The organism is Consotaella aegiceratis (assembly GCF_036541425.1).
GTDB classification, from domain to species: domain Bacteria; phylum Pseudomonadota; class Alphaproteobacteria; order Rhizobiales; family Rhizobiaceae; genus Consotaella; species Consotaella aegiceratis.
Map to the genome: position 1 here is coordinate 68,649 of NZ_JAZHFT010000019.1, position 21,107 is coordinate 89,755.

Here is a 21,107-nt window from a genome sequence, read left to right on the forward strand (position 1 = left end):
CTACTGGCTGAGGGCCGTCTGGCGCAGCGCGCCGTCCGTGCGCTTGAGGCTCATGCCGATCACCGGCACGAGTTGGTCGGCGACATGCACCGAGACCGTGATGTTCATGGTGTCGTTGCCGTCGAGCCGGGCGATCATGGCTCCGGTGAGCTGATTGCGGTCCAATCCGACGATGATGCGGTCGCTGTCGACATTGCCCGACACGATGTCGAGGCCCTTGCCCTCGGCACCGTCGAGGAAGGCGCCCTTGTAGCTGTTGCCGGCACGCACCACGCGGGCGCTCATCTCCTGGCCAAAGATGCCGACGCGGCACGAGCCCTTGAGCTCCATGCCGGTTTCGCCGGCCGGTTGGTTGCCGGAGAAGTCGCAGATGAACTTCGTGCCCTCATACTTGCCGGCGACGATCTCGCCAGGGCCGACCCAGCGGCCGGTCACGGCTTGGAAGAACGCTTCATCCTGGTCAGCCTTGGCAGGGGCTGCGGCCGTGATGGCGCTCAACGCCAGCGCGACACCGGCGGCAACGATACGGGACATGGGCGAACCTCGTGGTCGGCAATGATGCGGACCTGATTGTTATCGCCTGGAACGGTTAATGCATCCTTGCCAAGCCGCACCGCCGCTTGCCTCAGCGCTCCTGAACGGGCTTGCGCGGAACTTTAGAATTTTCCGGTAACGAAGCAAGATCGTTGATGAAATCTCCCACGCGCGGCCGCCTAACCCGCAGGAAGGGCATCGGCCGGCAGAGATCCATCGCCGCGATACCGACACGAGCGGTCAAGAGCCCGTTGACCACGCCTTCGCCGAGCCGGGCCGAAAGCCGGGCCGCCAAACCATGGCCCACGACCTGCTGCACCAGGCTATCGCCAACGGCGATCGAGCCGGTGACCGCCAGATGGGCGAGCACGTCCCGCGTCAGCCGAATCAGGCCGATCGTTCCGGGCCGAGCGCCGTAGAGCTCCGACATCTGGCGGATCAGGCGCAGCGTCTCGATGAAGACGAAGGCGACATCGACCAGGGCCCGCGGGCTGACGGCAGTGACCACGGACACCCGTTTGGCAGAGCCGAGAACCAGCGAGCGGGCGCGGAGGTCGAGCGGCAGGAGAAGCTCGCGTTCGGCAACGACGATCAGGTCACGGCCGTCGAGGACATCGTCGCGATAGGATGCGAGACGGGCGCGGCCCTCCGCCGTCTCTGGCTTGTCGGAGAGCAGGGTGGACAGACTGACCACGACAGCCCTGGCATCCGGCGCGAAATCCGCGTCGTACACCGCCTGGGCGGCGCGCCGCTCGCGGTCGACGGCGGCCAGCCGCATCAGACCGATGGATTCGCGGATGAAAACGCCCAAAGCGCCCAGGAGCAGCAGTGCCGTCAGACCGATCGCCACCCAGCCGAGCCAGTCCGCACGGGCGAAGAGATCGCGGATCAGGCTGTCGATCGCCAAGCCGATCGCGAGCGATATGAGGGCGCCCAGTGCAGTCATGAAGAGCTTGCCGAAGGAAAACCCACGCTTGCGGCGAATGGCCGGCGGGGGATCGAGGCTCTCCAGATCATCACGGTCGATCGTATCCTCCGGATCGACGGCGACCTGCGAAAGGTCGGTGACGGCACGCGGCGCCCGAACCAGATCGGGTTCGCGCTGCGGCTCGGGCGCGGCGGACGCATCCCTGTCGTCGATGCGGAAGGCGCCCGGTCGGCGCGGCGGACGGGTCATGCGAGGCGGTCCCCGAGCAGGAATTCCAGGGCGCGGTCGAGGCGGATGTGCGGCAGCGAGAGCGTCAGGCCTTCCGCGGTGCGCTCCAGCCGGGGCGGGCGGAAGCGCACGAACGATAGAGACGACGGGGCTTCGCTCGCATCGAGCGGAGCAAAGACACGGGCCGGATCCGCCGGCAGATCGCCGGGAAAGATCGCCGTCTCGCTGCGACCGTCGAAGGTCTCGCCGCCGATCCGTTCACCGGCCATCGGCGTTCCCACGATGACCGGAAGACGCTCGCCCTGATCCTCGACGCTGGCCTCGCGCGTGGCGCGAATCGCGGCCATGGCGACGACACCCGTTTCGGCGCGGGCAAAGCGCGCCCGCGTGATGGCGCCGTCGACGAGCCGCCGCACGATCGCCTCCAGTCGCGGATGCGCCTCGCGGTGCAGATGGTCGGCCTTGGTGGCAGCGATCAGGATGCGGTCGATCCGGCGGCTGAGAAGCGAGCCGAGCCAGCTGGCGCGGCCCGGACGGAAGCAGGTCAGGATGTCGGCGAGCGCATTTTCCAGGTCGCAGACCGCTTCCGGTCCGGCATTGATGGCCTGCATCACGTCGACCAGCAGAATCTGCCGGTCGAGGCGGGCGAAATGCTCGCGGAAGAACGGTTTGACGACGATGCTCTTATAGGCCTCGTAGCGCCGCTCCAGAACGCCGGCGAGCGAATTCTTCGGATACCGCTTTCCGGGTTCGAGCAGGAGCGGCGCGAAGGTGAGGGCAGGCGACCCTTCGAGGTCGCCCGGCATCAGGAAACGGCCCGGCGGCAGCGTCGACAGCGCCGTCTGGTCGTCGCGGCAGGCCCGCAGATAGACCGCGAAGGCAGCGCTCAGCGCCTGCGCCTTTGCCGGGTCGGCCGAACCCGCCGCATCGGTCTCGCGCAACAGGTCCAGATAAGGGGTGGCCATGGCGGCTCGAGACTGCAGGCTCGCCCGCTCGATGGCCTCGCGGGAGAAGGTGGCGAAGTCCTTGTCGAGCAGCGGCAGGTCGAGCAACCATTCGCCGGGATAGTCGACGATATCGAGGGAGATTCGCCCGCGCGAGAACAGCCGCGACCAGCCGGACGCCGATTCGTAGTCGATCGTCAGGCGCAACTCCGAGATGGCGCGCGTCGATTCGGGCCAGGCGCGATCCTCCAGGATCGTGCGGATGTGGTCCTCGTACTGGAAGCGCGGCACCGCCGCGTCGGGCTGCTCGCGCAGATAGCTCGCCGCGATCCGTCCTTCGGCCTGCGCCGCGAACATCGGCAGCCGCCCGCCATGCAGCAGATTGTGGATCAACGCGGTGATGAAGACCGTCTTGCCGGCGCGCGACAGGCCGGTGACGCCGAGACGAATGCTCGGATCGAACAGCCCGCTGGTCCGGTCGGTGAGGTTGTCGAAGGCGATCCGCGCCTCGTCGGCGAAGGAGGTCATGGGCGAGGCGGAGCGTCCTCCGAATACACGAACAGGTCTCTCGGCCCGATATAGGTTCTCTGCCGTGACACCAAAAGAGCGGTCGCGTTGTCGTCGTTCTACTTCTTCGGTTGGAAGAACTGGATCAACTCGCCGCTGCCCGGCTCCAGCGCGTCGAGCGGCCGAGCGAACTCGATGACGGCGACCGCCGCAGTCGGAAAGCCTTTGGCCAGCGCGGCGAGGCCGTCGTTTTCGCCGCTGCCGCATAGAGCGTGGGCAAAGGCGTGGGTCATCGGATTGTGCCCGACCAGCAGTGTCGAACTCCCGCCCAGCGTCCTGACGGCTTCGAAATAGGCCTCGGTCCCTTGCAGATAGAGCGTTTCGAGATAGCGCACCGGCGCGTCGCCCGCCTCGGGCACAACCAGCGACAGGGTCTCGCGGGTGCGCACGGTCGGCGAACAGAGGATCCCGTCGAATCGATGGCCGGTGGAGCGCAGCAGATCGGCCACCTCGACGCAGGCTTGGCGGCCGCGCTCGTCGAGCGGCCGGGACGAATCGTGCATGGCCGGACCACGCGCGGCATGGGCATGGCGGATCAGAACAAGTCGGGATCGAGGTGTGTCGCTCATGCGCCATCCCTAGCTCATTTTGATCGAGATTGGGTAGTTACACAGCGTCCAATCGAATCACGCAACCGTCATGCAAGTCTCGCGCCATATTAAAAGCGCTTTAACGGACGGCAGACCAGTGTCATCAGAGCGTCACCCTGCCTGATTATGCGGCAGGCTTGAAAGATCGAATGAAAACCTTGAGTTACAAACTGTTTTGATACGGCGCGAGAGGGCAATCGCGCTTGTTCCTGCGAAAAACCATCGCTATAAGCTCGGCTTTGGCGTGAACGGAGATGGCGACATGAGCAATACCCTCGAGAAGGATGCGCTGTTTGCCGAGGACGACGGGTTCATGAACGCCCGGCAGCGGGAGTATTTCCGCCGCAAGCTTCTCGATTGGAAGAACGAGATTTTGCGCGAGTCCCGCGAGACGCTGGAGGCTTTGGCCAACGACAACTCCAATCTGGCCGATCTTGCCGATCGCGCATCGTCGGAAACCGACCGGGCGATCGAGCTTCGAGCGCGCGATCGGCAGCGCAAGCTGATCTCCAAGATCGACGCCGCGTTGGAGCGGATCGACAACGGCACCTACGGCTATTGCGAAGAGACCGGCGAGCCGATCAGCCTCAAACGCCTCGATGCCCGTCCGATCGCCACCCTGTCGCTCGAAGCGCAGGAGCGTCACGAACGGCGCGAGAAGGTCTATCGCGAAGAGTAGCGCCGAGGGCAGGCCTGCCCTGACAAACAGCCAGCAATTGCGAAGGCCAGCGATCCGCGTCGCTGGCCTTTTTCATGTCGATGCGGTCCCCGCGATCGAGGCCGCCGCCGTAGGCCGCCGCCGTAGCGATGCTCTCCGGGGCCGACGCTGCCTTGCCTATTGATGCGAAGGATCCATCCAGAACGACGGCAGATAGTAGCCGGTCACCGGCGTTGCCTCCGGATGTTCGATGAAGTTCCGTCGGGCCAGCCATTTCTCCGGCAGATAGAACAGCGGCACCACGTAATGGCCGGAGATCAGCAGGCGGTCGTAGGCGCGAACGGCGGCGACGAACTCGTCGCGCGTGCGGGTCGTCACGATCTTCTCGATCATCGCGTCCACGGCGGGATCCGCAACTCCGGCATAGTTGAACGAGCCGACGGCGTCCTTGGCCGAGGATCCCCAGCGGTTGACCTGTTCGGCGCCCGGCGAGAGCGAGGCCGTATAGGTGAACAGGATCATGTCGTAATCGAATTCCTGCTTGCGCGCCTGGTATTGCGCGTCGTCCACGAGCCGCACGGTGGCATCGATGCCGAGGCGTGAGAGCGTCCGGCTATAGGCGAGAGCCAGACGTTCCTCGTCGTCGGTCTGCGCCATGATCTCAAACGAGAGCGGCTTGCCGTCCGGTCCGGCCATTCGGCCGTTGGCGAACGAATAGCCGGCGTCCTGGAGTTCGCTCATGGCGGCCCGCAGCAGCTTGCGGTCGGTGCCGCTGCCGTCGCTCACCGGGGCGCGGTAGGTGCCGTCCATGACGTCCGGCTCGATCTGCGAGGCATAGTTTCCGAGCAGCGCCTTCTCCTTCTCGCTCGCCGGCTGCCCGACGCTGGACAGCTCGGAATTCTCGAAGAAGCTCGAGATACGCTTGTAGGCGCCGTAATAGAGGTTCTTGTTGGCCCACTCGAAATCGAACAGCAGCGACAGCGCGCTGCGCACGTGCACATCCTGGAAGATCGGGCGACGAGTGTTGAACACGAAGGCGCGCGTGTTGGCCGGAATACCGGTCTCGAAGGCCTCCTTCACCACATCGCCGTTGGTTACGGCCGGGAAGTCGTAGGCCGTCTGCCAATGGCGCGGATTGCCTTCCAGATAGACGTAGAACAGACCCTTCTTGAAGGCCTCGAACTGGGCGTTGATGTCGCGATAATAGTCGATCTGGATCTCGTCGTAATTGTCGATGCCGCGCTTGATCGGCAGATCCTTGCCCCAGTAGTCGGGGTTCTTCTTGTAGACGATGCGCTGCCCCGGCTCGACTTCAGAGATCACGTACGGGCCCGAACCGATCACCGGCTTCAGGGTGGTCTCGTCGATGGTCTTCGGATCGAAGGCGTGTTTGGGCAGCACCGGCAGCAGGCCCAGCAGCAACGGCAATTCCCGGTCGGCCTGCTCGTTGAAGGTGAAGCGAACGGTGCGCTCGCCCACCTTTTCGATCTTTTCCACCTTCTTCAGCCACGCTCCATAGAACGGGCGGCCGTGGTCGCGCAGCATCTCGCAGGTGAAGAGTACATCGTCCACCGTGACCGGCTCGCCGTCGGAGAACCTGGCCTGGGGATTCAGTGTGAACTCGACGAAGGTGCGATCGGGGTCCGTCTCGACGCTCTCGGCAAGCAGACCGTAGAGCGTGAACGGTTCGTCGGCGGAGCGCTGCAGCAGCGGCTCGAAGACAAGGCTGCCAAATTCCGGATCGGCCCAGATGCCGCGCGCCGTGGTCAGCAGTCCCTTCACGCTGACCGGATTGAGATTGTCGAAGGTGCCGTAGACGCCGTAACGCATCCGTCCGCCCTGCGGTGCGTCTGGATTGACGTAGGGCAGGTGGTCGAAGTCGGACGGCAAGGCCGGTTCGCCCTGCATGGCGATGCCGTGGACGGGCTCGGCCGAAGCGCCAGACGGGCCGCCGACCGAGAGACCGACAGCCAAAGACAGGCTGGCAATCGCGATGTTGAGGCGGGTCCAGGACGTCTGATAGAGCATGGCGGTAGTCCAATCGGCTCGTCGATCTCGGGTCTAGCTTGCGGCAGCCCGATCTTGCCGGACGCTGTCGATGCGTCGAATCGGGCCTCTAAAAGGCCGCATTTGCGAAACAGCAACAAGGCCGTTATGAGACCCTCTCAATCTCCTTTGCAATAGTCCGGGAAGGATGCAATGCGCGTGAGGCATTTGTTCAACGCCACAAGCAAGGCGCTCGCTGCCGGTTTCTTGGGAGCGGCGACTCTCGCCGCCTCGGCCGGCGGCGCCAGTGCGCAATCGGCGGTCCCGACCGAGTGGTTCAAGGCGTGCACCACCCAGGGCGACAACAAGATCTGCAATACGCAGTTCACCTTGATCGCCGACACGCGGCAGCTGCTGACGGCCGTCAACCTGATCCGCGTCGAAGGCGCCAAGCCGGCCAGCATCCTGCAGATCGTGGTTCCGACCGGCCGGGTGATTCCGGCCGGCGTGCAGATGCAGGTCGACACCAGCGCACCGAAGGCACTGAACTATTCGGTGTGCTTCCCCGATCGCTGCATCGCCGAGGCGCCGCTGACCGACGAGATCGTCGGCGCGATGAAGCGCGGCGGCCAGATGACGATCACCTCGATCAACTTCCAGCGTCAGCCCAATCCGATCAAGATCACCCTGTCGGGCTTCACCCAGGCCTACGACGGTCCGGCCCAGGATCAATCGGCGCTGGCGGAGCGCCAGAAGGAACTCAACGACGCCTTGCAGAAGCAGGCGGAGGAGCGCCGCGAGAAGTTCGAGCAGGCGCAGGACGCCGCGAAGTCGGGCGGCGGCCAATAGGCTCCACCATCTTCGGCAGGAACAGCGATCAACGGCGGCGCGAGCCGCCGTTTTTCGTTGGCGGGCCTCGGTGGCCTGAGCGCTTTGCGGGGCGGAAGGCGCTGGTGAAGCGACGTGCATCGTTGGCAGAGCCTGCCGGCGCATGCATAGTCGCCGGATGACCGAATTCGACACCACGCGCTTTGCGGCGATCGCCGACATTCACGGCAATGCCGACGCACTCGCCGCCGTTCTCGACGACATCGTGCGAGTGGGCATCCGGGACATCGTCAATCTCGGCGACCATTTCAGCGGGCCGTTGGCCGCCGATCAAACGGCCGACCTGATCCTGGCACGCGACATGATTTCGATTCGCGGCAATCATGACCGCTGGCTTCTGGACCGGCGGCTGGAGGACATGGGGCCGTCCGATCGGGCCGCGCGAGGGCAATTGTCCGACGCGCATATGGGTTGGCTGCGTGGTCTCCCGTCATCGCAGACGATCGGCGACGCGATCTTCCTCTGCCACGGAACGCCGCGCAGCGACACGACCTATTGGCTGGAGCAGGTCCTGCCGGATGGCCAGGTCGTAGCCAGGGGTCGCGAAGCAATCGAGGCGGAGGCCGCCGGGATCGGCGCCTCGCTGATCCTCTGCGCCCACACGCACCTGCCGCGGCGTGTGGAGCTTGCGGACGGCCGCCTCGTCGTCAATCCGGGCAGCGTCGGATGTCCGGCCTATGACGACGATTTGCCTGTCTACCACCTCATGCAAAGCGGGACGGCGGCGGCCTGCTATGCCGTCTTCGAAAAGGCAGGGGACGGCTGGCTGACGTCGTTTCGGCACGTCCCGTACGACACGACTCGCATGGCCGCGTTGGCCGAGGCCGCCGGCAGGCCGGAATGGGCGAGGGCGGTGGCGACGGGCTGGGTGCGATAGGCCTCCCACGTCGGATGTCGCCCCATGTGCGATGTCCGGGGCGATGCCGAACACCCTAATTTCGGTGATCGCTCTTCAGCCGGTAATATCCGTCGACAGGATCGTCGAACAGCTCCGCAATGCGCGGATGGTGCACCGGCTTGCCGCTGTCGTCGGCCACCAGATTCTGCTCGGAGACGTAGGCCACATAGGCGCTTTCCGAATTTTCGGCCAGCAAGTGGTAGAACGGCTGATCCTTGCTTGGCCGGATGTCCTCCGGAATTGCCGCGTACCACTCCTCGGTGTGGGCGAAGACCGGATCGACGTCGAAGACCACGCCGCGGAACGGAAAGAACCGGTGGCGGACGACCTGTCCGATGGAAAAGCGCGCCGTGTTCATCGGCCGATCCGCCTGTCCGCTCAAGACGCCCGTCCGCCGATCGCATCGCGGACCGACCGTGGCAGACCGATGAAGCCCGCGCCGGGAAACAATCCCTCGCGCATGGCCATTCGTTTGATCGGCGCAAAGGCGGAGAGCGCACTGAGGCCGGCGGCGCGCACCAACTGCGTCGGGACGAAATCGGCCAAAAGCGAGCGATTGAGGACGTCGACGCCGAGCGTGCGCGACAGAATATCGGCGCGCCGCGCCAGTTCGTAGCGCCGCAGGCTGGGGCGCCGGCCCGGATCCAGACGGTTGGCCGAGGCGGCCGCGACGATGGCGCCCGCGTCGCGCAGGCCGAGATTGAGGCCCTGGGCACCGATCGGCGGAAACACGTGGCCCGCTTCGCCGACCAATGCGGCACGGCCGCCGGTCACCCGCACGGTCGAACCGCCCCTTAAGGGAAACCGCGCGACGGGGCCGTCTACCGTCACCGCGCCGAGCAGCGAATGCAGCCGCTCTTCGACCATCTGGGCCAGACGCTCGGGCTTCAGATCGACGTAGAGGTCGGCGAGATGCGGTTGCTCCACCCAGACCAGCGACGATGCCATGCCTGGCAACGGCACCTGAGCCAAAGGTCCGGCGGACGCATGGAACTCGTTGGAGGCGTGCTGATGCGGAACCGCATGGGAGAAGTTCAGAACGATCGCCGATTGCGGGTAGGACCATGTCAGGAAGCGAATGGCCGACTGTTCGCGCACCAGAGAGCGCTGACCGTCGGCGCCGACGACCAGCGACGCAACGACGCTGTCGCCGTTTTCCAGCGTCAACGTCGCGCTCTTGTCGTCATGGTGAAGCGAGGCGGCGGGCTCGTTCAGGATCTGAAGGCCGGACAGCGTGGCCGCCCGTTCCTGCGCCGCAGACAACAGGTCGGCGTTGCGCACGTTGTAGCCGAAAACCCGAAGATCGATCTCCTCGGCCCTGAACTCCAACAACGGTCCGCGAAGCAAGCGCTTCGAATCATCGATGATGCGAATGGTCTTGATCGCTTCTCCCCTATCGAGAATGCAGGGGAAAAGTCCGATCTCCGAGAGGAATGCGACGGATCGCCCGAGGAGGGCCGTCGTTCTGGTGTCCTGCCGGCTCGGCGGCGGTGCCAGCAAAATGGTGTCGAAGCCGGCCTGAGCCATGCCCAGAGCGGTGGCATAGCCCGCCAGACCGCCCCCGACGATGGCGACTTCGCAGCGATGTTGAACCAAGAACCTGCTCCTTTCGCGCGGCGACCAGCGCCGAGCCCACTTGCGGCGAGTACCTGAACCGAGCAGATACGTTTGATCTGTCCGGTTCACAATGGTTGGCTGGCGTCCCGCCTTGGCGTATCGGTGCGTTGGGAGAGATCATGGACGAAACAATGGCAAAATCGGACGAGTGGCGAGCTTTCGGCGTGCATCTCTTGACGGCGAGCGGCGCACTCTGGGCGTTCCTGTCGATTATTGCCGCGGCCGAGGGGCGCTGGGTGGCGATGTTCGCCTGGCTGGGCTTCGCGCTGTTCGTCGACGGCATCGACGGGCCGATGGCACGGCGCATCGCCATCGAGAAGGTGCTGCCGAACTGGTCGGGCGGGCTTCTCGATTCGATCATCGACTACGTCACTTACGTGATCATTCCGGCGTTTGCGCTCTATCAGTCCGGCCTGTTGGGCCCAACCCTGTCCTTCATCGCGGCGGCGCTGATCGTCTTTTCGAGCGCCCTCTATTACGCCGACCTTCGCATGAAGACGAAGGACAACTTCTTCCGGGGTTTTCCGGTGACGTGGAACATGGTGGTGTTCGCGTTCTTCGCCCTGAAGCTGAACGAGTACGTCTCCTTCGCCGTGGTCGTGCTGTCGGTCGCGGCCACGTTCGCGCCGGTGAAGTTTCTCCATCCGGTTCGCGTGGTGCGGCTGCGGCCCATCAATCTCGCGATTTTCGCGCTCTGGTCGGTGCTCGGACTGGCGTCGCTGGCCACCGGCTTCGGCGGCCCGGCCTGGATGCGCTGGGGCATCGCGGCCACGTCGCTCTATCTCTACGGCATCGGCGCGTCGATCCAGCTGTTCGACTGGTTGCGGTCGCGCCGATCGGGGCTGCAGGAAGGCCGAAGCCTTCGTCAGGGCTAGGTCACGCACCCGCATGGCGACGCATGTTTGATTTTCGGAGATCGGCGGGCCTAGCGGGCGAGAGACATCGGGATTTCGCTCGACCGGCCCGTCATGCACGATGTCGGCCCGTCAGGCAGCGGCGCTGTGAGCGAGCGTGACGCGCTTCCGCCGGGACTCTGCGGGATCGCTGTCGAAATCCGCGCGGGTCTGGGCCTGATCGAGAAGGATTTCGGCCTTGAGGCCGGCAGCAAGGCGCAGCGACCGGGCGTCGCAGTGTGCGGCGATCTGAAAGGCGATCTCTCGCAAGTGGCAGCGCGGCAGACAGAAGGCGGCCAACGCGGCCCGGCGCTCCATCGGAAGCGACAGCACGATGTCGGTGATGCGCTCTTCGTCGGAACGCATGATGAGGGCGAGAAGATCGAGAAATACGGGATGCTTGTTTTCGGTGGTCACGTCCGGCCTCGCAATTGGCTGCTGATTTTTTGACGCTTGCACACTCGGTGTCCGGAAGCTGGGACTTGTTTGAACCTTGCTGCCCTCAACTCCATGTCGCTGACGTTAACCAAAAAGCAACCATGCCGACATCCGAAGAAATGAGGATGAGAGTCGTCAATTTCGTTAGGCGGCACGATGCTTTGTCGGGCGCCCGCGCGCGCCGGCTACTCCGGCGCTCCCGTCATCTCCGCCGAAAAAGCGACGTTCAGGAGGGCGGCGCGAACGTCGTACAGCGCCTCCAAGGCTTCGGGCTTGTCGGAGGAACGGTATTCCTGGCGCTCAAGAACGCTCGACACGATGCTCATCGCATCCCAGTAGCCGGCCCGCCGTTCGGCGCTGCGCTCATGAATCATAAGTCTATATTCCCTTTTGATTTCAATGGGTAAAGACTATCCGAACAGGGCTTGCGCAGGCCTGGGCGAAACCCGGCTTTTGGGCTGGAGGCTTGCCGCTGGCTGACCGCGTAGGCGGTCCGGGATGTTGTGTCCCGTTTGCTATGATCGGCGAAATACTTCTTCGGGCGCTTGAAAAGAATTGAGGTCGCACCTAAGTACGGCGCTCTTGTACGGCAGATTGGGGGCTCGACTTGAGCCGCGATGCCGTATCGCCCGCAGAACTACCGCAAGAACAAGATGGATCGCCCGGTGATGGCCGGGCGAACGACGCTATGAACCAGCACATCCGAGCCCTTGATCTGGTGCCGCATCGCGAGATTGCTCGCCCTTCGTCCTCGCACCGGACTCCGTTCGCCCATGTCGGCGCCTTTTCGTGCAAATTCATTCTAGATGAGCCCGGCGCAGGCGCGACCTGCTGCGGCGCGCCGACGGACGGCAAGAGCTGGTGCCGGTATCATCAGCAGATCGTCTACGAGCCCCGCAAAGTTCGCATTCGCTGACGGCGCGACGCTCCTAGCTCTGCCTCCTCTACGTTTGTGATGAACGGGCGGGCGCGGTTCTTCCGCGCCCTTTTGTCGTGCCCCATCGGTTGCCGTGACGCCCGGCCGCCGAAGGGCGAAGCGTTGGCTTCGCGAAGCCGCTTTCCAAGCTCGTCTCCCGCGTTCTCGTGCTGGCCGCAGCGCCGATGGCAGCGCTCAATCCGGGGAAAAATGATCCGGTCCATTGATTGCGGCAAAAATCTGTTAGTTTTGGGGTGCAATCGCCACACAAATTTCAGGAAAGGATATCGATGGCTGTTGAACCAGGTGAAGTATCCGAAGTCTCGATCTCCGAATATGAGGTCGGACAGGACAATATTCAGATCCTGGGCTTGGATGTTCATAATCCCGTTTTTGCCGTTTCGGCTGCTTTGATCATCGCATTCGTCGCCCTGGCCCTGATCTTCCCGCAAGGCGCGGAGGATTTCTTTGGTTGGCTGCGGCCCGCTCTGACCAGTACCTTCGACTGGGTGTTTCTGATCGCGGGCAACGTGTTCGTGCTGTTCGGGCTGTTTCTGATCGTATCGCCCTACGGCTCCATCCGTCTGGGCGGCAAGGATGCCGAACCGGAATTCGGCTATGTCGGCTGGTTTTCGATGCTGTTCGCCGCGGGCATGGGCATTGGCCTGATGTTTTACGGCGTCTCGGAGCCGGTCACGCACTATTCGACGTCCGTGGCCAGCGCCGCCGGATCGCCCGACAGCTGGGCGCCGCTGCAGGGTGCCCCCGACGATCCGCTCGGCGCGCGTCGGCTCGGTATGGCCGCCACGATCTATCACTGGGGACTGCATCCCTGGGGCATCTACGCGATCGTCGGGCTGGCGCTCGCATTCTTCTGCTTCAACTGGGGCCTGCCGCTCACCATCCGCTCCGCCTTCTATCCGATCCTTGGCGAACGCGTATGGGGATGGCCGGGACATGTCGTCGACATTCTCGCGGTGTTTGCCACGCTCTTCGGTCTGGCGACCTCGCTGGGGCTTGGAGCGGAGCAGGCGATGGCCGGTCTGCACCATCTGTTCGGCATTCCCGACACCAATCTCGGTAACATCATCCTGATCGTCTGCATCACCGGCGTCGCGCTAACGTCGGTGGTCGCCGGTCTCGACGCCGGCGTGAAGCGGCTCTCCGAGATCAACATGGCCCTGGCACTGCTGCTTCTCGCGTTCGTGTTCGCCGTCGGGCCGACCTGGAGCCTGGTGCAGGGGATCTTCGGCAACACCGTCTCCTACCTCGCCAACATCCTCCCCCTGTCCAATCCGTTCGGTCGCACGGACAGCAACTTTTTGACGGGCTGGACGACCTTCTATTGGGCCTGGTGGATGTCGTGGTCGCCCTTCGTCGGCATCTTCATCGCGCGGGTCTCCCGCGGGCGGACGATCCGCGAGTTCGTCACCTGCGTCCTGATCATCCCGAGCGTCGTGTCGATCATCTGGATGACGATCTTCGGCGGCACGGCGATCACCGAACTGATCGGCGGCTATACGCGGGTGGCGGAGGCGGAACTGCCGTTGCAACTCTTCGCCATGCTCGAGCAGCTGCCGATGTCGTCGATCACGTCGTTCATCGGCATCGTGCTGGTGATCGTGTTTTTCGTGACGTCGTCGGACTCCGGCTCGCTCGTCATCGACATGATCACCGCCGGCGGCAAGGTCGATGCGCCGGTGCCGCAGCGGGTGTTCTGGGCATGTTTCGAGGGTCTCGTCGCCATCGCGTTGCTGTTGGGGGGCGGATTGGCCTCGCTGCAGGGCGCTGCGATCGCGACGGGTTTTCCCTTCGCGTTTCTGTTGCTGGCGCTGTGCTGGGGCACCTACCTCGGCTTGAGACGGGAGCGGCGACAACCGTTTCTGGAAACGGTGACCTCTGAGGACTGAGCCGAAAAATCGCTCGACGCCTTCGACGGACGCCGGCCTCGTGGCCGGCGTCTTCGTGTCGGTCGCGGTTTGAAACGCTTTAAACGGCGCCGCCGACGCGCTAGACGAACGGTATGAAGCAGATTCTCATCATTGCGCTGGGCGGCGGGATCGGCGCTTCCTGTCGCCATCTCGTCAGCCTGGCCTCGTTGCGGGCGCTCGGGCCGAATTTTCCTTACGGCACGATCGCGGTGAACGTTCTCGGCTCGTTCGCCATGGGCGTTCTGATCGAGCTGATGGCTCGCCGCTTCGACGCCTCGACCGAACTGCGGCTGTTCCTGACCACCGGCATGCTCGGCGGCTTCACCACCTTTTCCACCTTTTCGCTGGACGCGGTCACACTGATCGAGCGTGGCGACGCCGGGCTCGCGACCATCTACCTCGCGGGCTCGATCGGTCTGGGGCTGGCGGCGCTGGTCGCGGGCCTCGGCCTCGTGCGCCTGTTCGCCTGACCTATCTTGTCGGGATGGATCGCAAGGAGCTGACATGGCGGCAATAGCACAGGTCAGGATCGAGCCCGACGAGGCCGGCATGCGCCTCGACCGCTGGTTCAAGGCCCATTATCCGGGCCTCGGCTTCGGGCATTTGCAGAAGCTCCTGCGCTCCGGCCAGATTCGCGTGGATGGCGGCCGGGCCAAGAGCGACACGCGCCTGGCTCCGGGCCAGATCGTGCGCGTGCCGCCGCTCGGCACCGACGAGGCGACGGCACCGCGCGGGCCGCTGACGGCGGGAACCATGCGCCACCGCCAGGACGACGACGTGCTGGCCCAGATGCTGATCTACGAGGACGACAAGGTGCTCGTCTTCAACAAGCCGTCGGGCCTCGCCGTCCAGGGCGGCTCGGGCGTCTCGCGTCATGTCGACAAGATGCTCGACGCCTGGCGCAACAAGAAGGGCGAAAAGCCGCGGCTTGTCCATCGGCTCGACCGCGACACGTCGGGTGTCCTGGTGGTGGCGCGCACGCGCGGCGCGGCCGTCGCCCTGACCAAGGCGTTCCGCGAGCGCGAGACCAAGAAGATCTACTGGGCCCTGGTCAAGGGCGTGCCGGCCAAGCGGAACGGCCGGATCTCGACCTTTCTCGTCAAGGAGCCGACGCCGGACGGCGACCGCGTCCGCGTCGCCAAGCATGGCGACGACGGCGCCGACCATGCGGTGTCTCACTACCGTGTCGTCGAACAGGTGGCGCAACGCTTCGCCTGGCTGGAAATGGAGCCCTATACGGGGCGGACCCACCAGCTCCGCGTCCACGCCGCCCATATCGGTCATCCCATCCTGGGCGATCCGAAATATTTCGAGGCGGATACCAATTTCGATTTTCCCGGCGGCGTGCAGAAGCGGCTGCATCTTCATGCGCGGCGGATCCTCATCCCCCATCCCGATGGCGGGGTGATCGACCAGATCGCGCCGCTGCCGCCGCATATGGTGCAGAGCTGGAACCTGTTCGGCCTCGACGAGGCGGCAAGCGAGGACTGATACGGCGAATGCGGCTGATCCTGTTCGATTGCGACGGCACGCTCGTCGACAGCGCGGCGACGATCTGCGCCACCATGCAACGCGCCTTCGCCTCGCGCGGTCTGGCGGAGCCGGCCGAAGATGCGATCCGCCGGACGATCGGCCTGTCGCTCGGCGAGGTCATGGCGCGGCTGCATCCCGCGGGCGAGGAGGCCGATCATGACGATCTCGTCGCCGCCTATCGCGAGGCCTTTCTGGTGATGCGCGCCAGCGGCGCTCCCGCCGCGGAAGCGCTTTTCGACGGCGTGCACGACCTCCTCGCCCGTTTGAGGAAACGCGACGACGTGATCCTCGGTATCGTCACTGGCAAGGGACGGCGCGGCGTGGTCTCCTTTCTCGAGACGTACGCGCTCGGAGGCCATTTCCTGACGATTCGCACAGCCGACGACTGTCCGTCCAAGCCGCATCCGGCCATGGTGCTGGAGTCCTGTCTGGAGGCCGGCGTCGATCCGGCCGACGCGCTGGTGGTCGGCGACGCCGTGTTCGACATCGCGATGGCGCGTGCCGCCGGCGCGGCTGGCATCGGCGTAACCTGGGGCAACGGCGAGACGTCCGCGCTCCTCGAGGCTGGCGCCCAGCATGTCGTCAACACCATGGACGAACTCGAAACGCTGCTGGCCGCATGGATCGATCGCGGCCCGTCGATCGTTGGATCGGGTCGGGCGGCCGCAGAGGCGGCCGAGGGGTGATGCGAAGCAGCGGTTCGGCCATTGCGGGCGACTACAACCGTCTGGCGTGGGGGAAAGCCATGAAGGAAGGCACCGTTCGGCCAGAGCTGCCGAAGCGTTTCTACAAGACCGTGAGCATCGGCGAGGAGGACGGCGGCTTTGCCGTGCTTCTGGACGGACGTCCCGTCCGGACGCCAGCGCGCCATCCTCTGACGGTGCCTGTTCGCGCGGTGGCCGATGTCATTGCCGTCGAGTGGGACGCCCAGACGGACAGGGTCGATCCCACGACGATGCCGATGACGCGGCTGACCAACACCGTCATCGACGGCGTAGCTCAGGATCTCGACGCCGTTAGGCAAGATGCGGGCCGATATATCGAGACCGATCTTCTGTTCTATCGCGCCGGCGGTCCCGATCGTCTGGTCGAGCGCCAGACGGAGCGCTGGGACCCGATCATCCGCATCTATGAGGATGAGCTCGGGGTGCGATTCACGCTGGCCGAAGGCGTCATGCATACGCCCCAGCCAACGATGGCGATCGAGCTTTTCAAGGCGCGGCTGGCGGAGATCGCGGACGCCTTCCAACTGGCCGGCTTCCATCAGATGACGACGCTGACCGGTTCAGCGCTGCTGGCGCTCGCCGTCGCGGACGGTCATCTCGACGTCGACGAAGCCTGGGCGCTCGCCCATCTCGACGAAGACTGGAACATCGAACAGTGGGGCGAGGACGAGGAGGCGGTGGCGCGGCGCGCCCGCCGTTTCGAGGACATGAAGGTGGCGGCGCTGATGGTTAGCCGCTTGGAACGCCGGTCCTGAAAAAGTCCGCGGCGATACCGGCGAGACTGTTTGACCCAAAAATATCGACTGAGCGCAAAAAGCCCTAGATCCCCCTGAAAGGATGAAGACAAGCGGGCGCCGCCGGCTGCCCGATAGCGGGAGAAGACTCCAATGCCTCACTCGCCCAACCGCTCGCGTGGGCATCTGTCCGGCGCGGCAGCGCCACGCCTGCTGAGCTTCGCCTTTGCTCTCGCATTTTGGCTTGGTGTCTCGCCCGCGAGCGCGACGGATTGGCCTGAACCGGTCAACGGTATCACGTTCGACGAGTGGGCGGCTGCCAGCGCCTGGCTTTCAGACAAGCACGCGTTTTCGGAGTGCTCGGAATTCTAAAGGTCGACGAAGCTCAATGGGAGACCGCCAATGCGCGCTTCGGCCAGGCATTACGTGAGGAAGGTCCGGACAATCGCCTCACCAAACGTTTCGGGGAGGTGTTTAGCGATCCCAACGTGGGGCGTTTCCGGGGAAGCGGCGATCCGGTCGAGATCAAGGCCAAGCTCGCGACCTTCGACGATTACGCCCGTGTGCAGGGTCATTTGACGGCGGCCGTCGAGGCGGGCGTCGATCCGCAAGCGGTTCTCGAAGAACACGGCCTTTCGGTCTACGATTGGTCGCAGGAATCGGGCAACTGGACGCGCCAGCTTCTGCAGATCGGAGATCAACCGGGGGCCGAAGGCAAGATTGCCGCCTGGCATGATGCGATCGAGGCCTACGCAGCCGAATATGGAGCGCGCTACGCCAAGTAATAGCTTGTCGTAGCTGGCGTATCTGGCGGGCGGCTACTCCGCTGAACGCTGGCGCAACAGCTTGTCCAGGCTCTGGCGGAAGCGCGAGCGGTCGGCGGCGCTGAAGCTCTTGTTGTAGCCCTTGCTCTCGCCGGTCTCGCGCAGATGCTGGGCAAAGGCGCGATAGGACAGGGCCGCGCCGATCGATTCGGCGGTGAGCTCGCGCCCGTCCGGATTCAGCACGGCGGCGCCTTTTTCCAGCGCGCGTGAGGCGAGCGGGATGTCGGCGGAGATGACGACGTCGCCGGGCGCCGCCATTTCCACGATTCGGTCGTCGGCGGCGTCCGCGCCTTCCGGCACGGTGATGATGCGGGCGCCCGGATAGCGTGATGGCCGCATGCCGCCGTTGGAGACGAGCACCAGCGGCAGGCCGAAGCGATCGGCCACCTCCAGCGCCTCATCCTTGACGGGGCAGGCGTCGGCGTCGACAAGAATGGTGGTCATCGTCCGCTCCTCGATAAAGCCGCGTTTCGGTGCCGTCTTAGCGAACTCGCGATGGCGGGTCTTCTGCTCAACTGCAACGGTGTCCGCATGAAACCCGCCTTTACGATCGAAAACACCGCCGCCGAGACGTTTCGCGGCTTGGGGCTAATGGTCTGCGGGGCCTTGCTGCTGCCCGGGATGGACACCGTCGCCAAGTATCTCGGTTCGGTTCTCCAGGTCCCGACCGGAGAGGTCGCATTGGGCCGATTCATTCTCCAGGCCGTCCTGACGGTGCCGCTCCTGCTGTTGCTCGAAGGTCCGCAGAGCTTTCGGATCGAAAAGCCGATGATGCACCTGCTGCGCGGCGCATTAACGGGAGTCGCCAGCATTCTGTTCTTCACGGCGCTGAAATTCATGCCGCTGGCCGACGCCATCTCGATCTTCTTCGTCGAGCCGTTCATCCTCACCATCCTCTCGGCAGTCGTGCTGAAGGAAACGGTCGGCTGGCACCGCCGCATCGCCATCGTCATGGGGTTCGTCGGTGCCCTCATTGTCATTCGCCCGAGCTTCGCCGTGTTCGGCGTGGTGGCGCTGTTTCCGCTCGGCACGGCGACGCTGTTTTCGATCTATCTGCTGTTTAGCCGGCAGTTGACGGGTACCGCGTCGCCCCTGGCGATGCAGCTCTACGCCGGCGTCGGCGGCGCGATCTCGGTGTTTTTCGCGATGATCGCCGGCACCATGCTCGACGTGCAGGAATTGCGGCTGGGCCTCCCGACCGAAGCTCATGTGTGGATGTTCATGCTGCTGCTCGGTGCGGTGGGGCTGATCGGGCATTTTCTGGTGACCTTCGCCTTTCAGCTGGCGCCGGCCTCCATGCTGGCGCCGTTCCAATATCTGGAGATCATCTCGGCAACGCTGTTGGGCTTCCTGGTCTTCGGCGACTATCCCGATGCGCTGAAGTGGCTCGGCGTCGCCATCATCGTTTCGTCGGGTCTCTATTTGTTCTGGCGCGAGCAGCTGGCGGCCCGGCAAGCCGCTCCCGTATCGGACGAGCCGCTTCAGGGACGCTGAGCGTAGGCGAGGTTTTCGCTGTCCAGAGTCGGGCCGAACACGGCTTCGAAATTGCGGCGGAGCAGGCCGTCGACCTCCGGCATCGTGACCGGCAGCCCGAGGTCGACGAGACTCGTGACACCGTGATTGCGGACGCCGCAGGGGATGATCCCCGAAAAATGCTCCAGATCAGGATCGACGTTCAGGCTGATTCCATGCAGCGTCACCCAATGGCGCACCCGGATGCCGATCGCCGCGATCTTGTCCTCCGCCGGGCTGCCATCTGGGGACGGGGGACGCTCCGGCCGCTGCACCCATACGCCGACACGATCCTCGCGCCGTTCGCCCTTCACCTGGAACTCCGCCAACGTCGCGATGATCCACTGTTCCAGCGCGGCGACGAAGGCGCGGATGTCGGGCCGTCGCCGCTTCAAATCCAGCATGACGTAAGCGATGCGCTGGCCCGGACCGTGATAGGTGTATTCGCCGCCTCGACCGGCCTTGAAGACCGGAAACCGGTCCGGCGCCACCAGATCGGCGACATCGGCGCTGGTCCCTGCCGTATAGAGCGGGGGATGTTCCAGCAACAGCACCGCTTCGCCGGCCTCGCCGCGATGGATCGCCGTGGCCCTCGCATCCATGAAGGCGAGGGCATCCTGATACTTTGTCAGCCCTTCCCAGATCAGCCACTCCACCGGAGGGGCCGGGTCCCTGGGACGAAAGGTCGGGGCCGAAACCGTAAGGCGGGCAGGGCGCTCGATGGGCGAAAACGGGGCATCCATGACGCTTATCTAGCCATGTCGGCGGGCCGGGAAAAGGCTCGGGGTCGATGTTCCAATTTTCGGGTGGCGGCGGCCTGAAAACCCTTGTGTCGTCAACAGCCATTTGTTACATGCCCGCAGCCGACGACGGATCGGCTTCACGACGTGCGGTCGTGGCGGAATTGGTAGACGCGCAGCGTTGAGGTCGCTGTGGGGCAACCCGTGGAAGTTCGAGTCTTCTCGACCGCACCAGTCTCTTCTTCGAAGATCGTGCCTGAAGAATGAGGGGTGCCGTAATCGGCGGCGCCGCCCTTCCGTTTGCGGTCTCGAAACGTTTGGCCAGCCGATCGACGATCGAACTCCGAAGGGCGCACAGGGCTCCGAATCCAAATTACTGAAGGGATGGTGTGAGGAGTTCGGCGAGGTAGTCTGTCGACCATCCTGCGAGTTTACGGCGGGTTTTCAGGGAGTTCTTGTCGGTTGCGTTGCGGATGAGGTTGAGGGCGAAGTGGCGGACGACGGCCATATTCTTGGCGCCGTGGCCCTTTCTGAGGCGGGATTGATCGTCGGCGAAGGTGACGTCGAGCACCCAGTGAAGCCGGTTCTCGATGGCCCAGTGGCCGCGCACGGCCTCGGCCGCCTTGGGGGCGGAGAGGGCGGCGGAGGAGATGAAGTAGCGCGTGTCGAAGCGCCTGCGGTCGGCCAGTTGGGTGCGGCTCTGCACCCTGACGATGCAGGCCGCGTCGGGCAGGCGCAGTTCGCCGGGAAAGCGGCGCTGGCCGGCGAGCCAGTCGACCTCGCGGAGCACGTGGACGGTCCGCTCCTCGATGCGGCCATGGCCCTTGTCGCACTGGATGTCGGTGTCGATCGTGCCGGAGGAGGCGTCGTCGAAGCAGGCTTCGACCTCGGCCCGAAGCGTCGGCTGGTTGGCCTTCACGGCCAAGAGGTAATCGGCGCCCTCGGCGCGGATGGCACTGGCGATGGTGGCGTTGGTGGCGATGGCGTCGATGGAGACGAGCGCCCCCTCGAGCCCGCCCTCGG

Annotated in this window: 24 protein-coding genes and 1 tRNA gene; 13 read left to right on the plus strand and 12 right to left on the minus strand. The window is 64.6% G+C overall.

Translation table 11 applies throughout. The features are described from left to right. The 4 genes from SMD10_RS14015 to SMD10_RS14030 all read right to left on the minus strand — a co-directional run bounded on the left by SMD10_RS14015 (position 1) and on the right by SMD10_RS14030 (position 3,770). Positions 1–534, minus strand: a complete 534-nt coding sequence (locus tag SMD10_RS14015) for a hypothetical protein (protein ID WP_331686328.1) — start codon at positions 532–534, stop codon at positions 1–3. Between the two features lie 91 nt (positions 535–625). Further along, positions 626–1,711, minus strand: coding sequence for a YcjF family protein (locus SMD10_RS14020; protein WP_331686329.1), 1,086 nt, complete (start codon positions 1,709–1,711; stop codon positions 626–628). Then, the gene (locus tag SMD10_RS14025; RefSeq protein ID WP_331686330.1) at positions 1,708–3,162 is read right to left on the minus strand and encodes a YcjX family GTP-binding protein; all 1,455 of its coding nucleotides are present in this window, start codon (positions 3,160–3,162) and stop codon (positions 1,708–1,710) included. The genes SMD10_RS14020 and SMD10_RS14025 overlap by 4 nt, the downstream gene beginning before the upstream one ends. Positions 3,163–3,260: 98 nt before the next feature. Further along, a complete protein-coding gene (locus tag SMD10_RS14030) occupies positions 3,261–3,770 on the minus strand; it encodes a SixA phosphatase family protein (RefSeq protein WP_331686331.1) in 510 nt (169 codons plus the stop codon). A gap of 283 nt (positions 3,771–4,053) precedes the next feature. Between SMD10_RS14030 and dksA the strand changes: the two genes are divergently transcribed. Continuing rightward, on the plus strand, positions 4,054–4,470 hold the full coding sequence (gene dksA, locus SMD10_RS14035; RefSeq protein ID WP_331686332.1) for an RNA polymerase-binding protein DksA: 417 nt from the start codon (positions 4,054–4,056) through the stop codon (positions 4,468–4,470). A 156-nt stretch (positions 4,471–4,626) separates the two neighbouring features. On the opposite strand, the gene SMD10_RS14040 is transcribed toward dksA, so the two are convergent. Next, positions 4,627–6,477 carry an extracellular solute-binding protein gene (locus SMD10_RS14040; RefSeq protein WP_432757244.1) on the minus strand — a complete coding sequence of 617 codons (1,851 nt, stop codon included), beginning with the start codon at positions 6,475–6,477 and terminating at the stop codon, positions 4,627–4,629. Between the two features lie 186 nt (positions 6,478–6,663). Between SMD10_RS14040 and SMD10_RS14045 the strand changes: the two genes are divergently transcribed. Next, positions 6,664–7,284, plus strand: coding sequence for an invasion associated locus B family protein (locus SMD10_RS14045; RefSeq protein WP_432757245.1), 621 nt, complete (start codon positions 6,664–6,666; stop codon positions 7,282–7,284). Between the two features lie 157 nt (positions 7,285–7,441). Next, a complete protein-coding gene (locus SMD10_RS14050; protein WP_331686334.1) occupies positions 7,442–8,200 on the plus strand; it encodes a metallophosphoesterase family protein in 759 nt (252 codons plus the stop codon). 55 nt (positions 8,201–8,255) lie between these two features. Here the strand turns inward: SMD10_RS14050 and hspQ are convergent, their stop codons facing one another. Together hspQ and SMD10_RS14060 are read right to left on the minus strand one after the other, a co-directional pair. Further along, a complete protein-coding gene (gene hspQ / locus SMD10_RS14055) occupies positions 8,256–8,579 on the minus strand; it encodes a heat shock protein HspQ (protein WP_331686335.1) in 324 nt (107 codons plus the stop codon). 20 nt (positions 8,580–8,599) lie between these two features. Then, complete coding sequence (locus tag SMD10_RS14060) at positions 8,600–9,817, minus strand: UbiH/UbiF family hydroxylase (RefSeq protein ID WP_331686336.1); 1,218 nt, start codon at positions 9,815–9,817, stop codon at positions 8,600–8,602. 140 nt (positions 9,818–9,957) lie between these two features. On the opposite strand from SMD10_RS14060, the gene pcsA reads away from it, so the two are divergent. Beyond that, the gene (gene pcsA / locus SMD10_RS14065) at positions 9,958–10,713 is read left to right on the plus strand and encodes a phosphatidylcholine synthase (protein WP_331686337.1); all 756 of its coding nucleotides are present in this window, start codon (positions 9,958–9,960) and stop codon (positions 10,711–10,713) included. Between the two features lie 111 nt (positions 10,714–10,824). Here pcsA and SMD10_RS14070 read toward each other — a convergent pair whose 3' ends face one another. Next, positions 10,825–11,148: a hypothetical protein gene (locus SMD10_RS14070; protein WP_331686338.1), complete on the minus strand. Its 324-nt coding sequence runs from the start codon at positions 11,146–11,148 to the stop codon at positions 10,825–10,827. Positions 11,149–11,354: 206 nt separating this feature from the next. Further along, entirely contained in the window at positions 11,355–11,543 is a 189-nt protein-coding gene (locus SMD10_RS14075) for a hypothetical protein (RefSeq protein ID WP_331686339.1), read from the minus strand. Between the two features lie 314 nt (positions 11,544–11,857). Between SMD10_RS14075 and SMD10_RS14080 the strand changes: the two genes are divergently transcribed. The 7 genes from SMD10_RS14080 (at position 11,858) to SMD10_RS14110 (ending at position 17,793) form a co-directional block, all read left to right on the plus strand. After that, entirely contained in the window at positions 11,858–12,085 is a 228-nt protein-coding gene (locus tag SMD10_RS14080) for a hypothetical protein (RefSeq protein ID WP_331686340.1), read from the plus strand. A gap of 290 nt (positions 12,086–12,375) precedes the next feature. Next, positions 12,376–13,995: a BCCT family transporter gene (locus SMD10_RS14085; protein ID WP_331686341.1), complete on the plus strand. Its 1,620-nt coding sequence runs from the start codon at positions 12,376–12,378 to the stop codon at positions 13,993–13,995. A gap of 113 nt (positions 13,996–14,108) precedes the next feature. Continuing rightward, positions 14,109–14,486, plus strand: a complete 378-nt coding sequence (gene crcB / locus SMD10_RS14090) for a fluoride efflux transporter CrcB (protein ID WP_331686342.1) — start codon at positions 14,109–14,111, stop codon at positions 14,484–14,486. Positions 14,487–14,520: 34 nt separating this feature from the next. Then, on the plus strand, positions 14,521–15,507 hold the full coding sequence (locus SMD10_RS14095) for an RluA family pseudouridine synthase (RefSeq protein WP_331686343.1): 987 nt from the start codon (positions 14,521–14,523) through the stop codon (positions 15,505–15,507). An 8-nt stretch (positions 15,508–15,515) separates the two neighbouring features. Then, complete coding sequence (locus tag SMD10_RS14100) at positions 15,516–16,235, plus strand: HAD-IA family hydrolase (RefSeq protein WP_331686344.1); 720 nt, start codon at positions 15,516–15,518, stop codon at positions 16,233–16,235. Next, positions 16,235–17,029, plus strand: coding sequence for an ATP12 family chaperone protein (locus tag SMD10_RS14105; protein WP_331686354.1), 795 nt, complete (start codon positions 16,235–16,237; stop codon positions 17,027–17,029). The genes SMD10_RS14100 and SMD10_RS14105 overlap by 1 nt, the downstream gene beginning before the upstream one ends. A gap of 335 nt (positions 17,030–17,364) precedes the next feature. Continuing rightward, positions 17,365–17,793 (plus strand): hypothetical protein, encoded by a 429-nt coding sequence (locus tag SMD10_RS14110; protein WP_331686345.1) that lies wholly within the window; start codon positions 17,365–17,367, stop codon positions 17,791–17,793. A gap of 33 nt (positions 17,794–17,826) precedes the next feature. On the opposite strand, the gene SMD10_RS14115 is transcribed toward SMD10_RS14110, so the two are convergent. Further along, entirely contained in the window at positions 17,827–18,276 is a 450-nt protein-coding gene (locus SMD10_RS14115) for a YaiI/YqxD family protein (protein WP_331686346.1), read from the minus strand. 51 nt (positions 18,277–18,327) lie between these two features. Between SMD10_RS14115 and SMD10_RS14120 the strand changes: the two genes are divergently transcribed. Further along, the gene (locus SMD10_RS14120) at positions 18,328–19,326 is read left to right on the plus strand and encodes a DMT family transporter (protein ID WP_331686347.1); all 999 of its coding nucleotides are present in this window, start codon (positions 18,328–18,330) and stop codon (positions 19,324–19,326) included. Here the strand turns inward: SMD10_RS14120 and lipB are convergent. Continuing rightward, positions 19,314–20,087, minus strand: coding sequence for a lipoyl(octanoyl) transferase LipB (lipB, locus tag SMD10_RS14125; protein ID WP_331686348.1), 774 nt, complete (start codon positions 20,085–20,087; stop codon positions 19,314–19,316). The two genes, SMD10_RS14120 and lipB, sit on opposite strands and share 13 nt — an antisense overlap. Positions 20,088–20,233: 146 nt before the next feature. Here lipB and SMD10_RS14130 point away from each other — a divergent pair. Continuing rightward, a tRNA-Leu gene (locus tag SMD10_RS14130) sits at positions 20,234–20,318 on the plus strand. A gap of 139 nt (positions 20,319–20,457) precedes the next feature. On the opposite strand, the gene SMD10_RS14135 is transcribed toward SMD10_RS14130, so the two are convergent. Continuing rightward, positions 20,458–21,107, minus strand: a 650-nt coding sequence (locus SMD10_RS14135; protein ID WP_331686349.1) for an ISAs1 family transposase, incomplete at its 5' end; no start/stop codon positions are given.